General features: G+C 63.5%; 16 protein-coding genes. 10 read left to right on the forward strand and 6 right to left on the reverse strand.

Annotated elements, in window-relative coordinates:
- The first annotated feature begins 475 nt into the window (after nt 1-475).
- The gene (locus tag ACTG4X_RS19260; RefSeq protein WP_440531658.1) at nt 476-826 is read left to right on the forward strand and encodes a hypothetical protein; all 351 of its coding nucleotides are present in this window, start codon (nt 476-478) and stop codon (nt 824-826) included.
- A 146-nt stretch (nt 827-972) separates the two neighbouring features.
- Here the strand turns inward: ACTG4X_RS19260 and clpA are convergent, their stop codons facing one another.
- From clpA to icd, 3 genes are all read right to left on the reverse strand, one after another.
- Nucleotides 973-3,294, reverse strand: coding sequence for an ATP-dependent Clp protease ATP-binding subunit ClpA (clpA, locus tag ACTG4X_RS19265; RefSeq protein ID WP_093056971.1), 2,322 nt, complete (start codon nt 3,292-3,294; stop codon nt 973-975).
- Nucleotides 3,295-3,361: 67 nt separating this feature from the next.
- Nucleotides 3,362-3,721: an ATP-dependent Clp protease adapter ClpS gene (clpS, locus tag ACTG4X_RS19270; RefSeq protein ID WP_042674481.1), complete on the reverse strand. Its 360-nt coding sequence runs from the start codon at nt 3,719-3,721 to the stop codon at nt 3,362-3,364.
- A 250-nt stretch (nt 3,722-3,971) separates the two neighbouring features.
- Entirely contained in the window at nt 3,972-5,231 is a 1,260-nt protein-coding gene (gene icd, locus ACTG4X_RS19275) for an NADP-dependent isocitrate dehydrogenase (RefSeq protein WP_440531659.1), read from the reverse strand.
- A 218-nt stretch (nt 5,232-5,449) separates the two neighbouring features.
- Here icd and ACTG4X_RS19280 point away from each other — a divergent pair, with 218 nt between their 5' ends.
- The 3 genes from ACTG4X_RS19280 (at nt 5,450) to ACTG4X_RS19290 (ending at nt 6,700) form a co-directional block, all read left to right on the forward strand.
- Nucleotides 5,450-5,788: a cell envelope biogenesis protein TolA gene (locus tag ACTG4X_RS19280; RefSeq protein WP_093056973.1), complete on the forward strand. Its 339-nt coding sequence runs from the start codon at nt 5,450-5,452 to the stop codon at nt 5,786-5,788.
- Between the two features lie 153 nt (nt 5,789-5,941).
- Nucleotides 5,942-6,142 carry a hypothetical protein gene (locus tag ACTG4X_RS19285; RefSeq protein ID WP_093075170.1) on the forward strand — a complete coding sequence of 67 codons (201 nt, stop codon included), beginning with the start codon at nt 5,942-5,944 and terminating at the stop codon, nt 6,140-6,142.
- A 99-nt stretch (nt 6,143-6,241) separates the two neighbouring features.
- Nucleotides 6,242-6,700, forward strand: coding sequence for a DUF192 domain-containing protein (locus ACTG4X_RS19290; RefSeq protein ID WP_440531660.1), 459 nt, complete (start codon nt 6,242-6,244; stop codon nt 6,698-6,700).
- A 70-nt stretch (nt 6,701-6,770) separates the two neighbouring features.
- Here ACTG4X_RS19290 and ACTG4X_RS19295 read toward each other — a convergent pair whose 3' ends face one another.
- Both ACTG4X_RS19295 and xseA read right to left on the reverse strand, forming a co-directional pair.
- The gene (locus ACTG4X_RS19295; RefSeq protein WP_097199148.1) at nt 6,771-7,352 is read right to left on the reverse strand and encodes a superoxide dismutase; all 582 of its coding nucleotides are present in this window, start codon (nt 7,350-7,352) and stop codon (nt 6,771-6,773) included.
- A gap of 49 nt (nt 7,353-7,401) precedes the next feature.
- Complete coding sequence (gene xseA, locus ACTG4X_RS19300; protein WP_440534408.1) at nt 7,402-8,715, reverse strand: exodeoxyribonuclease VII large subunit; 1,314 nt, start codon at nt 8,713-8,715, stop codon at nt 7,402-7,404.
- Nucleotides 8,716-9,028: 313 nt separating this feature from the next.
- On the opposite strand from xseA, the gene ACTG4X_RS19305 reads away from it, so the two are divergent.
- From ACTG4X_RS19305 to adk, 6 genes are all read left to right on the forward strand, one after another.
- On the forward strand, nt 9,029-9,661 hold the full coding sequence (locus ACTG4X_RS19305) for a MotA/TolQ/ExbB proton channel family protein (RefSeq protein WP_042674017.1): 633 nt from the start codon (nt 9,029-9,031) through the stop codon (nt 9,659-9,661).
- A 100-nt stretch (nt 9,662-9,761) separates the two neighbouring features.
- On the forward strand, nt 9,762-10,187 hold the full coding sequence (locus ACTG4X_RS19310; protein ID WP_056519147.1) for an ExbD/TolR family protein: 426 nt from the start codon (nt 9,762-9,764) through the stop codon (nt 10,185-10,187).
- Nucleotides 10,188-11,216, forward strand: coding sequence for a tetraacyldisaccharide 4'-kinase (lpxK, locus tag ACTG4X_RS19315; protein ID WP_440531661.1), 1,029 nt, complete (start codon nt 10,188-10,190; stop codon nt 11,214-11,216). It begins immediately after the preceding gene.
- Complete coding sequence (locus ACTG4X_RS19320) at nt 11,197-11,379, forward strand: Trm112 family protein (RefSeq protein WP_093056575.1); 183 nt, start codon at nt 11,197-11,199, stop codon at nt 11,377-11,379. The genes lpxK and ACTG4X_RS19320 overlap by 20 nt, the downstream gene beginning before the upstream one ends.
- Nucleotides 11,376-12,149 carry a 3-deoxy-manno-octulosonate cytidylyltransferase gene (gene kdsB / locus ACTG4X_RS19325; RefSeq protein WP_093175699.1) on the forward strand — a complete coding sequence of 258 codons (774 nt, stop codon included), beginning with the start codon at nt 11,376-11,378 and terminating at the stop codon, nt 12,147-12,149. Before ACTG4X_RS19320 ends, kdsB begins: the two co-directional genes overlap by 4 nt.
- Before the next feature lie 134 nt (nt 12,150-12,283).
- A complete protein-coding gene (adk, locus tag ACTG4X_RS19330) occupies nt 12,284-12,940 on the forward strand; it encodes an adenylate kinase (protein ID WP_093056573.1) in 657 nt (218 codons plus the stop codon).
- Nucleotides 12,941-12,988: 48 nt separating this feature from the next.
- Here the strand turns inward: adk and ACTG4X_RS19335 are convergent, their stop codons facing one another.
- Nucleotides 12,989-13,954 carry an asparaginase gene (locus ACTG4X_RS19335; protein ID WP_440531662.1) on the reverse strand — a complete coding sequence of 322 codons (966 nt, stop codon included), beginning with the start codon at nt 13,952-13,954 and terminating at the stop codon, nt 12,989-12,991.
- Nucleotides 13,955-13,979 lie beyond the last annotated feature (25 nt).

Genomic DNA, 13,979 nt, shown 5'->3' on the forward strand with positions numbered 1-13,979 from the left:
CGGTCATGTAGGGGCTCTGCGCCCGCGCTGCGACGAGGGAAACTGCAGACGCGGCTTCCCTCTGACCTGAGCTAGTCATGATGTGATCCTCGGTTTGGATAAGTGCGGAAGACTTGTTCGTGACCGTTGCAGCCACTGGCCTGAGCCGCTCCCGATGGCACCTGCTGGCGCTATCCCGAGAGGTTGCCGAAATTCAAAGTTTCGACAGAACGAGCACATCGATTTCTCGACGCGATGTACAGATCGTATAGCCGAAGACGGGCTGAAGTCCAGAGCGGGTGGAGTGCAACACTTGGTAAAGGCCAAATTGCATCAGCGCTTGCGAAGCAACTGACGTCGGTGCAACCCTGTTGCACTACCGCTCGTCTGAAATGTTCAACCTGCAAGCTGGTCAGCCATAGACGGCCAATGCGTGCACGCCTCAAAATTTCTTGTCGGACGAACGTATTGCATCGTCACCAACGGAAAGCAAACCATGACCGATTTCAACCTGACCATTGGCGCGCCCTCTTCCACGCGCCTTAGCAACTTACCCGCGACCAAGTACACCTCTGCGCCCCGATCAGCCCCAATCAAGGCTGTAGTGAACGGCGTCGAGTGTCCCGCATGGACAACCGAGGGCAAGGGAAAGTCTCAGGCGATCAGCTGCTATATCTACTTCAAACAGGACGACGCCCTGTACTACGTGAAAGTCGCAGGCCCCGGCGAACTCGCCGCCGCTCGACAGTCCCTCGTCATCACGACCGATGCATACGAGGAAGTCATGACCAAGGTGCCGCCGCGCCCGGTCACGAAGCGCCGCCGCATCGCCAAGAGCGAAGCCTAGAATCCCGTCCCGCCTAGCTTTGGCCTAGCTTTTTCCCTCTGCCACGGTCGTTTCCCCTCGTAGAAACGACAAAGGCCGATAGCGTGATGCTACCGGCCTTTGGAGGCGGTTCCGCAACCTCATCGGCCGCGGACTGCCCGGTTCTTTCAACCTGTCGCAGCTTCTTCAGCTTCGGGCTTCGACTTGCCTTCCTTCTTCGAAAGCGGCTGGATGTCGAGCAGCACTTCGTCCTTGTCGTCGAGGTCGACTTCGAGGCGGCCGCCGTCGGTCAGGCGACCGAACAGCAGCTCGTCGGCCAGCGCACGACGAATCGTGTCCTGGATCAGGCGCTGCATCGGGCGTGCACCCATCAACGGATCGAAGCCCTTCTTCGCCAGGTGCTTGCGCAGCTTGTCGCTGAAGGTGACTTCCACCTTCTTCTCGCTGAGTTGCGTTTCCAGCTGGAGCAGGAACTTGTCGACCACGCGCAGGATGATGTTCTCATCGAGCGCCTTGAAGTTGACGATGGCATCCAGCCGGTTGCGGAACTCGGGCGAGAACAGGCGCTTGATGTCGCCCATTTCGTCGCCCGCCTGGCGCGGGTTGGTGAAGCCGATGGTCGCCTTGTTCATGGTCTCGGCACCCGCATTCGTCGTCATGATGATGATGACGTTGCGGAAGTCGGCCTTGCGCCCGTTGTTGTCCGTCAGCGTGCCATGGTCCATGACCTGCAGCAGCACGTTGAAGATGTCCGGGTGTGCCTTCTCGATTTCGTCGAGCAGCAGCACCGCGTGCGGCTTCTTCGTGACGGCTTCGGTCAGCAGGCCGCCCTGGTCGAAACCGACGTAGCCCGGAGGCGCGCCGATCAGGCGACTCACCGCGTGACGCTCCATGTACTCCGACATGTCGAAGCGGATCAGCTCGATGCCCATGATGTAGGCCAGCTGCTTCGCCGCTTCGGTCTTGCCGACGCCCGTGGGGCCGGAGAACAGGAACGACCCGATCGGCTTGTCGCCCTTGCCCAGGCCCGAGCGTGCCATCTTGACCGCGGAGGCCAGTACTTCGAGTGCCTTGTCCTGGCCGAACACCACGCTCTTGAGGTCGCGCTCGATGGTCTGCAGCTTGCTGCGGTCGTCGTTGCTGACGTTGGCCGGGGGAATGCGCGCGATCTTCGCCACGATTTCCTCGACTTCCGTCTTGCTGATGGTCTTCTTGCGCTTGCTCGGCGGCAGGATGCGCTGGGCGGCGCCAGCTTCGTCGATGACGTCGATGGCCTTGTCGGGCAGATGACGGTCATTGATGTACTTGGCGCTGAGCTCGGCCGCGGCCTGCAGGGCCGCCACGGCGTACTTCACGCCATGGTGTTCCTCGAAGCGCGACTTCAGGCCCTTCAGGATGTCGACGGTTTCCTGCACCGACGGCTCGACCACGTCGACCTTCTGGAAGCGACGCGACAGGGCCGCATCCTTTTCGAAGATGCCGCGGTATTCCGTGAAGGTGGTCGCGCCGATGCACTTGAGCTGGCCGCTGGAGAGCGCCGGCTTGAGCAGGTTCGACGCGTCGAGCGTGCCGCCCGAGGCCGCGCCCGCACCGATCAGGGTGTGGATTTCGTCGATGAACAGGATGGCGTTCGGCTTGTCCTTGAGCGACTTGAGAACGCCCTTCAGGCGCTGTTCGAAGTCGCCGCGGTACTTGGTGCCGGCCAGCAGCGCGCCCATGTCGAGCGAGAACACGTTCGACTCGGCCAGGATTTCCGGCACGTCACCCTGCGTGATGCGCCATGCGAGGCCTTCGGCGATGGCAGTCTTGCCCACGCCAGCTTCACCCACCAGCAGCGGGTTGTTCTTGCGCCGGCGGCACAGGATCTGGATGACGCGCTCGACCTCGTACTCACGGCCGATCAGCGGATCGATCTTGCCGTCCTTGGCCATCTGGTTGAGGTTTTGCGTGAACTGCTCGAGCGGCGATGCCTTCTCGTTGCGCTCGCCGCCACCGTCTTCGCCTTCGCCCGAAGGCGCTTCGCCGCTGCCCTTGACGGCTTCCGGCGGATCGCTCTTCTTGATGCCGTGGGCAATGAAGTTGACCACGTCGAGGCGGGTGACGCCCTGCTGGTGCAGGTAGTACACGGCGTGCGAGTCCTTCTCGCCGAAGATCGCGACCAGCACGTTGGCGCCGGTGACTTCCTTCTTGCCGTTGCCGGTGGACTGCACATGCATGATGGCGCGCTGGATGACGCGCTGGAAACCCAGGGTCGGCTGGGTGTCTACATCGTCGGTACCCGCCACCTGAGGCGTGTTGTCCTTGATGAAGTTGGTGAGCGACGCCCGAAGGTCGTCGACGTTCGCCGAGCAGGCGCGCAGAACTTCTGCGGCGCTCGGGTTGTCCAGCAAAGCGAGCAGCAGATGCTCCACGGTGATGAACTCGTGGCGCTGCTGCCGGGCCTCGACAAAGGCCATGTGCAAGCTGACTTCCAGTTCCTGGGCAATCATGTGATTTCCTTTTGCCTTGCTGTAAATAAGTTCTCAGATGGGTTGGAGCTTGCGCAATTCAACAGGTTCACGCAACTGGCTCACTGACACATTGCAGCGGGTGCCCAGCCTGCTGCGCCGCTTCCATGACCTGATTGACCTTGGTGGCCGCCATGTCGCGGGAATAGACCCCACAGACACCGCGGCCATCGAGGTGGATCTTCAACATGATCTGGGTCGCGGTTTCTCGGTCCTTGCTGAAATATTCCTGCAGCACGACGATCACGAACTCCATAGGGGTGTAGTCGTCGTTCAGCATGACCACCTGGTACATCTGGGGCGGCGCGGTTTTCTGCGGCCGGCGCTCCAGGACGACCGAATCTCCGTCATCCCCGGCCGGCTTCTGGGCCGGCGGAGTGCTGGGAGTTTTGGGAATTCTCGTTGCCATGAAAAAGATTCTATAGAGCGTGCAAGCACCGTGCCGGCGAAAAAAACTTGGTGGCGCGTATCCGACAATTCAAGGGCATTGCGGCGGTTGCGACAGCTTTTTTGATGAAGCGCACCTGCGGAGAGTTTTAGGCAAAAAGGGATGGCCGCGGCCCGATCGAAGAGGCAATAAAAAGCCCTTGAATTCCTTCTGGAAGTTCAAGGGCCCATTGCATTGCAACGACGTCGAAAGACGTCGAAGCACACGGCAATTACATGTGGTCGATCATCACCTGGCCGAAGCCCGAGCAGCTTACCTGCGTCGCGCCGTCCATCAGGCGGGCGAAGTCATAGGTGACCTTCTTGCTGGCAATAGATTTTTCCATCGAGCTGATGATCAGGTCGGCAGCTTCCTTCCAGCCCATGTGGCGCAGCATCATTTCAGCCGAGAGGATTTCAGAACCGGGGTTCACGTAGTCTTTGCCGGCGTACTTGGGTGCCGTGCCGTGGGTGGCTTCGAACATGGCGACGGTGTCGCTCAGGTTCGCGCCCGGGGCGATGCCGATGCCACCGACCTGCGCGGCCAGCGCATCGGATACGTAGTCGCCGTTGAGGTTGAGCGTGGCAATCACGCTGTACTCGGCGGGACGCAGCAGGATCTGCTGGAGGAATGCATCGGCGATGCTGTCCTTGACGGTGATTTCCTTGCCCGTCTTCGGGTTCTTGAACTTCATCCATGGGCCACCGTCGATCAGTTCAGCGCCGAACTCCTTGGCTGCGAGGCCGTAGCCCCAGTCACGGAAGCCACCTTCGGTGAACTTCATGATGTTGCCCTTGTGCACCAAGGTGACGCTGGGCTTGTCGTTGTCGATGGCGTACTGGAATGCCTTGCGCACGAGACGCTCGGTGCCTTCCCTCGACACGGGCTTGACGCCGATGCCCGAGGTGTTGGGGAAACGGATCTTCTTGACACCCATCTCGTCCTGCAGGAACTTGATGAGCTTCTTGGCCTTGTCGCTCTCGGCTTCGAACTCGATGCCCGCGTAGATGTCTTCCGAGTTCTCGCGGAAGATCACCATGTTGGTCTTGTGCGGCTCGCGCACCGGGCTCGGCACGCCTTCGAAATACTGGATGGGGCGCAGGCAGACATAAAGGTCGAGTTCCTGGCGCAGCGCAACGTTCAGCGAGCGGATGCCACCGCCAACGGGCGTGGTCAGCGGGCCCTTGATGGAGACCACGTAGTCGCGCACAGCGTGCAGGGTTTCCTCGGGGAGCCAGACGTCGGGACCATAGACCTTGGTCGACTTTTCGCCGGCATAGACCTCCATCCAGTGGATCTTCCTCTTGCCGCCGTAGGCCTTGGCCACCGCTGCGTCCACCACCTTCAGCATCACTGGCGTGATGTCCAGGCCAGTCCCGTCGCCTTCGATGAAGGGAATGATCGGTTGGTCAGGCACATTCAGCGAGTTGTCGGCGTTGACCGTGATCTTCTGACCTTCGGTCGGGACTTTGATGTGCTGATAACTGGTCATGAGGGGGGATGGCTCCGGGATTGACGTAATTTTGACGACTGTCAGCGAATTCAGACACGGGGTGGATTCGCTGTACAGCCCGCGAACAAATCGCTGTACATTTTAGACGCAACCCATCAGCAAGCGTTTGTCAACCGGCGAGCCAATGGGCTCGTTAGTGGCTGACCTTCTGCTCGCCGGGAGGCGTTTCCAACCAATTCTCGATAGAGGAATCATCAATGAGCAAAATTCTCGCAGTCATGATCGCTGGCCTGTTCGCCGCTGGCGCCTACGCCCAAAACCCGGCCGGTACGACGCCTGAGCAAGGTAACGCCACCAACAGCAAGTCGCAGCAACGTGCCGAAGCCAAGAAGGCTGCCAAGCCCGCTGGCCAAGTCAAGGCTGCCGCTGGCGACGAAGCCAAGACGCCCGAAGGCGGCGCCATCGGTGCCGACAAGGCTGCTGCCTCTGGCGAGAAGCGCGCAAGCACCCGCGACCAGCGTCGTCGCAACAAGGACGGCAGCGTGAAGCGCAAGTCGACCCAAGGCGGTACGCCTGACATGGCAGGCGCCAAGTAAGTCGGCCCAGCCCCAGAAAAGAGCGCTCTTCGGAGCGCTTTTTTTTCGCCTGCCGCAAGCGTTCTGCTGTCAACCGCAGGAATCGGCCTCCGTTGAATGTCTACCTTCCGCAGGGAGGGCAATCCAAATCAACGAATTTCAAAGGATATGTTCATGAACAAGCTGCTCGCAGCCCTGGTCGCTGGTCTCTTCGCTGCCGGTGCTTTCGCTCAACAAGCCGAACCCACCACCGCTGCTCCCGCAGCCGCTCCCAAGGCCGCCAAGCACGCGCCCGCCAAGAAGCACGCTGCTGCCAAGAAGCACAAGGTCAGCCACGTGGCCAAGGCCCACACGGCCGCTGCCAAGAAGGTGTAAGCTTTCACGCTCACCGGCAATGCCCGCATCAGCGGGCATTTTTATTGGCGTTTTTTTGATTTAGGCCGGGCCCTGACCCCGCCCTGAAAGAGTTGCCCGATGTTCCAGCGTCTAGCCGCCCTGCTCCTCGCGTCCGCGTCCTTCATGACGCCTGCGCACGCCCAGCAGCAACCCCAGACTGACCTGCCGCGCACGCAGTTGTCGGTCGGCCTGTACAAGATCGATGCGCAGATTGCGCAAACACCCCTGCAACGCGAAATCGGCCTGATGTTCCGCAAGGAAATGCCGCAGGCCGAAGGCATGATCTTCGTGTTCGAGCAGCCTGCCACTCAGTGCTTCTGGATGCGCAACACGATCCTTCCGCTGACTGCCGCTTTCGTGGCCGACGATGGCCGCATCGTCAATCTGGTCGACATGCAACCCATGACCGAGAATTCGCACTGCTCTTTGGAGCCCGTGCGCTACGTGCTCGAAATGAACCAGGGCTGGTTCGCCAAGAAGAACATCAAGAAGGGTGCGAAGCTCGGCGGCGAACTGTTCGCAGCCACCAAGCGCTGAGCTTCTGCTGCCTGAAGCCCGCAAAAAAAGCCGACCCGAGGGTCGGCTTTTTTGTTGGGGAAACCCGGGCTCAGCCGAAGTTCTTGGCGACGAAGTCCCAGTTCACCAGCTTGGCCAGGAAGGTCTCGACGAACTTCGGGCGCAGGTTGCGGTAGTCGATGTAGTAGGCGTGTTCCCAGACGTCCACCGTCAGCAGCGCGGTGTCTGCAGTGGTCAGCGGCGTGCCGGCGGCGCCGGTGTTCACGATGTCCACCGAACCGTCGGCCTTCTTCACCAGCCACGTCCAGCCCGAACCGAAGTTGCCCACGGCCGACTTCACGAAGGCTTCCTTGAACGCGTCGTAGCTGCCCCACTTGGCTTCGATGGCCTTGGCCAGCGCGCCGGTGGGAGCGCCGCCGCCTTGGGGCTTCATGCAGTTCCAGAAGAAGGTGTGGTTCCAGATTTGCGCGGCGTTGTTGTAGATGCCGCCGCTGGACTTCTTGATGATCTCTTCGAGAGTCAGCGACTCGAACTCGGTGCCCTTTTGCAGGTTGTTGAGGTTCACCACGTAGGCGTTGTGGTGCTTGCCGTAGTGGTATTCGAGGGTTTCCTTCGAATACTCGGGTGCCAGCGCGTCGAGGGCGTACGGCAGGGGTGGGAGCACATGTTCCATGGTTTTTTCTCGTGGGTTGGTTGTGGGAATCAGGGATTCTAGGAAGTAATTATTGAGGCAGCGTCGGACGCGTTCCCGTCGCGTCGCCCGGAGTGACGGTCAGGTCGACTTCGCCATCGGCGAGCCGCGCCTTGACGGCGTCGCCCGCCGCCAGTTGCGTTGCGCTGACGATCGCATGACCGTCTGTATCGGTCAGCCACGCATAGCCGCGCTGCAAGACCAGTGCCGGATCGAGCAGCCGCATGCGCAAGGCCACGCGTTCCAGGCGCTCGCGACGCTGCACCAGCGCACGCCCCAGCTTCAAGGGAAAGTCGGCGGCGATTGACCGGGGCGCCTGCGACAGGCGCTCCCGTCTCGACAGCACCGCATACCGAAGGCGCTGCACATGGTGCGCTAGGCGCAGTTGCTGGCGCGTCACCAGGCTCGAGGGTCGGCCGAGACGCCCCGCCGCCTGGTCGACGCGCTGCCCGAGGGCGTCGAGGCGCCCGCCCAGCGCATCGCCGAGACGCTCGTCGAGCAGATCGAGCGCACCGAGCCACATGTCGCGCGGCGCACTCACCAATTCCGCCGCGGCGGTTGGCGTGGGCGCGCGCAGATCGGCGCAGAAATCGGCGATGGTGAAGTCGGTTTCGTGCCCCACACCACTGACCAACGGGACCGGGCTCTGCACGATGGTGCGCGCCAGGGTCTCGTCGTTGAAGGCCCAGAGGTCTTCGATGGAGCCACCGCCACGCACCAGCAAGATCACGTCGACCGCAGGGGCGAGGTCATAGAGCGATTGCAGTGCCCGCACCAGTTCGGCCGGCGCATTGGCTCCTTGCACTGCCGCCGGCGCAAGCACGACCGGAATGTGTGGAACGCGTCTTCGCAGCGCCGTCACCACGTCGTGCAAGGCGGCCGCGCCCAGCGACGTGACGACGCCGACCGCGCGCGGCATGGCCGGGAGCGCTCGCTTGCGCGCCGGATCGAAGAGTCCTTCGGCTTCCAGGCGTGCCTTGCGTTGCATGAACTGCTCGAACAAGGCGCCCTGCCCGGCTCGCCGCAGACTCTCTACAACCAATTGAAGATCGCCGCGTGGCTCGTACACCGCAAGACGCCCGCGCACCTCGACCTGATCGCCATCGCGGGGCGAAAAGTCGAGCAACCCGGCAGCCCGGCGGAACATCGCGCAGCGCAGCTGGCCCGACTCGTCCTTGAGCGCGAAGTAACAATGTCCACTTGACGCGCGCGAAAAACCCGAGATCTCACCGCGCACGGTCACCGGATTGAAGCGCGCATCGAGCGCGTCGGCCACCGCGTGGCACAACGCGCCGACTGCCCAGACGCGTGGCCCGGGCGCGGAATTCGATTCACGCAAGTTCACAAAATGCACGCTCGGCCAAATGCCACTCTTCCACAACGGGCCGCACGCCCCCTGTCTTCAGACCCCGGTGCGGGGCAGGCGCACGGTTTCTCGTGCAAGCCATTGATTTCATTGAAAAAAGTGCTGCTCAAAATTCAGTCGATCTAGCAGAAAGGCCGCCCCATGCGGGTCCGGATGAGTTGCGCAGCAGGTTAATCACAAAGTTATCCACAGAATCTGTGCGTCCTTGCCGACACAAAAACAAGGCGCGTGCTGATGGTGGGCTCAGTGGATAATCGCCGCGCATTTGCAGTCTACGGGCCGGAGGATTTTCTTGTTTTCCATCATAGTTGCCGCGGGTTGGCCAATCTGGCCCTTGCTCGCTTGTTCAGTCATTGCGCTCGCGCTGGTTATAGAACGTTTCACGAGTCTCAAGACCGTGAGGGTACTGCCGCCGAAGCTGCTCGACGAAACCATCACCGTGTCGCACGGCGCCATTCCCGGCCCGGACATCGTGACCAAACTTGAACGCAACTCGATGCTCGGCCAGGTGCTGGCCGCGGGCCTGCGCGCTCTGAACGCCAATCCGCGCTGCACTGAAGACGACCTGCGCGCCGCCATGGAAGCTTCCGGCCGCACCGTGGCGCACAAGCTCGAGCGCTACCTGCCTGCCCTGGCCACCATCGCCTCGGCAGCCCCGCTGCTGGGGCTGCTGGGCACGGTAATCGGCATGATCGAGATCTTCGGCTCGCAGTCGCCGGGCAGCGGCGCAGTGGGCTCGGGCAACCCGGCGCAACTGGCGCACGGCATCTCGATCGCGCTCTACAACACCGCCTTCGGCCTGATCGTCGCCATTCCGACGCTGATCTTCTGGCGCTACTTCCGCAGCCGGGTCGACGAGTACCTGCTGAATCTCGAACTCTCAGGCGAGCGCTTCGCCCGCCATTTGAACGCCCTGCGCAAATGATGACCCCCACGCTTGCCACTGCGTGTGCTGCGCTGCCCCCCGAGGGGGCCGCCGCCTCCTTGGGGCGGCCCGGCGGAGGCTTGTCATGACCCGCGCCCGCATGCAGTTCCGCCACGGCGCTCGCGACGAGCCGGAGATCAACCTGATCCCGTTCATCGACGTGCTGCTGGTGATCCTGATCTTCCTGATGCTGTCGACCACCTACAGCAAATTCACCGAGATGCAGCTGCGGCTGCCCACGGCGGACGTCGACGCGCAGCGCGACTACCCGAAGGAAGTGATCGTGGCGGTATCGGCCGACGGCCGCTACTCGATCAACAAGACCCCGGTGGCCGACCGCAGCGTTGAGACCGTGACGGCCGCCCTCGCCGCCGCGGCCACCGGCGGCAAGGACAGCGTGGTGATCATCAGCGCCGACGCGACCAGCCCGCACCAGGCGGTGGTGACGGTGATGGAGGCCGCGCGCCGCGCCGGCCTGATGCAGATCACCTTCGCCGCACAGTCGACGGCGCAAGCCGGGCACTGAGTGCCTTCCGACAGCAGCAGCGGCAACACGGGTTCGCCGTCGGCTTCGCGGCTGCAGAACGCCTGGTTGCGTCGCGGCCCTCTGGCTTGCCTGCTGTGGCCGCTGTCGCTCATCTACGCTGCGCTTTTCGCTGTGCGTGGCTGGCTCTATCGCGTGGGGTGGCTGCGGACTGAGCGTGTGCGCGTCCCGGTGATCGTGGTCGGCAATGTGATTGCGGGCGGGGCCGGCAAGACTCCGGTCGTCATGGCTGTTGTCCGGCATCTGCAAGCTCGGGGATTTCGGGTCGGCGTGGTGTCGCGCGGCTATGGCCGCCGCACCGATGACTGCCGCGAAGTGCTCGGCGACAGCGATCCGCAGGATGTCGGCGACGAGCCTGCGCTGATTCACCATGCCACAAGGGCGCCGGTGTTCGTGGCACGCCAGCGCATCGATGCTGCGCGGGCGCTGCTCGAGCGGCATCCGGCCACGCAGGTCATCGTCAGCGACGATGGGCTGCAGCACCTGGCGCTCGCGCGCGACATCGAGATCTGCGTGTTCGACGACCGGGGCATCGGCAACGGCTGGCGGCTGCCCGCGGGTCCGTTGCGCGAAGCCTGGCCACGCCGATGCGATCTGGTGCTGCACAGCGGGGCACAGCCGGCCTTTGCCGGGGGCTATACGGCCACCCGGGCTCTCGCGCACGATGCGTTGGGCAGTGACGGGAAGCGTGTGCCATTGGCTGCCCTTGCGGGCCAGCCCGTGACCGCACTGGCGGCGATCGCACGGCCCGAGGCCTTCTTCGACATGCTGCGCGCGCGCGGCCTGACGCTCGCCGACACCATTGCATTGCCCGATCACTTCGATTTCGAGGATTGGCAGCGCCCTGCTGGCACTGCGCATACCCTCATCTGCACCGAAAAAGACGCCATCAAACTGTGGCGCAAGGCGCCCGATGCGCTGGCCGTGCCGCTGGAGTTCGCGCCCTCCGCGGATTTCTTCGCCGCGCTCGACGCAAAGCTATCATCGCTCGATGGATATCAAGCTGCTTGAACTGCTCGTCTGCCCCGTCACCAAGGGGCCGCTGACCTGGAACCCCGAGAAGCAGGAGCTCTGCTCGCGCAGCGCGCGCCTTGCCTATCCGGTGCGCGACGGCATTCCGGTGCTGCTCGAAAACGAAGCACGCACGCTCTCCGACGAAGAGCTCGGGCTGTGAGCTTCACCGTTCTGGTGCCGGCGCGCCTGGCGTCGACACGGCTTCCCAACAAACCCCTGGCCGACATCGCCGGCGTGCCCATGGTGGTGCGCGTGGCGCAGCGCGCCAGCGAATCCGGCGCGGCGCGCGTGGTGGTCGCCGGCGACGATCCTTCCATCATTGCGGCATGCCAGGCGCACGGTGTCGAGGCCATCCTCACTCGTCAAGACCATCCCAGCGGCACCGACCGGCTGGCCGAGGCCTGCGAACTGCTGGGCCTTGACGGCGACGATATCGTCGTCAACGTTCAAGGCGACGAGCCGCTGATCGACCCCGCGCTGATCGACGCCGTCGCATCCACGCTCGCCACCCATGCGGAAGCCGCGATGAGCACGGCCGCCCACGAGATCGACTCTGTCGGCGACTTCATGAACCCCAACGTGGTGAAGACCGTGCTCGATGCACAGGGCAACGCCATGTACTTCAGCCGCGCACCAATCCCGTGGTGGCGCGACGGCTCCGCCAACGGCGCGGCGCCTGCGGTACTGCCCACCCCTGCCCCGCTGCGCCACATCGGCATCTACGGTTATCGCGCGGGCTTCGTGCGGCAGTTTCCGTCACTGCCACCGGCTCCCGTCGAGGCGACCGAGGCACTCGAACAGCTGCGCGCGCTGTGGCACGGCCATCGCATCGCGGTACACGTGAGCCATGTCGCGCCCGGACCGGGCATCGACACGCCCGAAGACCTGGCGCGCGTACGCGCCGTCTTCGCCGCCGCGCCCCCCGCCTGAGGCGCCCTCATGCCTGCGCGGGCGGCTGGAATTCTTCGAGGGCACGCGTGCTATCCTCGACGCAACTCCGCCTTGCCCAGCCCTCGGGCCGACGCTCGGCGCGACACAAAATCTAAGAACCGTCCGAGGACACCATGAGACTAATTTTGCTGGGCGCGCCCGGGGCGGGCAAAGGCACGCAAGCGGCCTTCATTTGCCAGAAATACAGCATTCCCCAGATTTCGACCGGCGACATGCTGCGCGCCGCCGTCAAGGCCGGCACGCCGCTCGGGCTACAGGCCAAGGCCGTCATGGACGCAGGCGCCCTCGTCAGTGACGACCTGATCATCAATCTCGTCAAGGAACGCATTGCGCAGCCCGATTGCGCAGCCGGCTTCCTGTTCGACGGTTTCCCGCGCACCATCCCCCAGGCCGACGCCATGAAGGCAGCTGGCGTCAAGCTCGACTACGTGCTCGAAATCGACGTGCCCTTCGGCGACATCATCGAACGCATGAGCGGCCGCCGCTCGCACCCGGCATCGGGCCGCACCTACCACGTCAAGTTCAATCCGCCCAAGGTGGAAGGCAAGGACGACGTGACCGGTGAAGACCTGATCCAGCGCGAAGACGACAAGGAAGAAACCGTACGCAAGCGGCTCGACGTGTACAGCCAGCAGACACGCCCGCTGGTCGACTACTACTCCGCCTGGGCCAAGACCGACCCGGCCGCCGCGCCGAAGTACCGTGCCATCAAGGGCGTGGGCACGGTTGACGAGATCACGCAGCGTGCGCTGGCTGCACTGAGCAGCTGATCCTGATCTGATTTCCGAAACCGCCCCTTCAACGGGGCGGTTTTGTTTTCACCCCAGCAGTTCCAGCATCAGCGCGATGCGCGCCTTCACGGGCGTCAGCGCACCCGCATCGCGGAGCTGATCCCCGGCCTTCGGCAGGATGCGTCCATTCGCGCAGCGAGTAGCTCGAACCACCACGACGCCCGCGTCCTGCGCCTTGAGCGCTGACGCTTCCAACGCATGGTGCAGGGTGCCGTTGCCGGTGGCGGCGAGGACCAGCCCGCGCACGGGATCGGCGGCATTGGGCTGCAGTAGCGCTTCGATCACCGCGCCGCTGGCGCCGGCATGGCTCATGACGATCTCGACGCGGGGCCACTGCACGCTGGTCGCCTCGAAGAGCTTCGACGCCTGCGACGCCGATCCCTCAGGCCACTCCCGGACACGGCGTACCTCTCCTTCCTCGACGTAGCCGACCGGCCCCGCATCACCTGAAGCAAAAGCATCGAGTCGGTAGGTGTGCACTTTCTGGATGTCGATGCCGCTGTGGATTGCGCCGGCGCACACCACGGTCACGCCCCGTGCGCCTTCCGTCGCGGCAACGCTGATGGCGTCGCGCACGTTCTGCGGTCCGTCGGGCGCCAGTGCGGTGGCCGGGCGCATCGCGCAGGTGAGCACCACGGGCTTGGACGGAGCCAGCACCGAGTGCAGGAAGAACGCCGTCTCTTCGAGCGTGTCGGTGCCGTGCGTGATCACCACGCCCGCCACGTCGGCCTGCGCCAACCAGTGTGCACAGCGTCGGGCCAACTGCTGCCAGATGTCGAACGACATGTCCTTGCTGTCGACCTGCGCCACCTGCTCTGCCTCCAGAGCGACGCCCTCGGGCGCCTCGATCCCGCCCAGCAGATCGGCAACGCCCACCTGCCCGGCGGTGTAGCCGATGTTGTCGCCGCTGCTGGCTGCCCTGCCGGCAATGGTGCCGCCCGTTCCCAAAACCACCACACGACGGCGCACTTCAGGCGAAGAGGAATTGACCATGGCTTGTCAACTTTTAAAAACTGGT

Origin of the sequence: Variovorax sp. YR566, from assembly GCF_051992195.1 — a bacterium.
In the GTDB taxonomy this organism is placed as follows: domain Bacteria; phylum Pseudomonadota; class Gammaproteobacteria; order Burkholderiales; family Burkholderiaceae_C; genus Variovorax.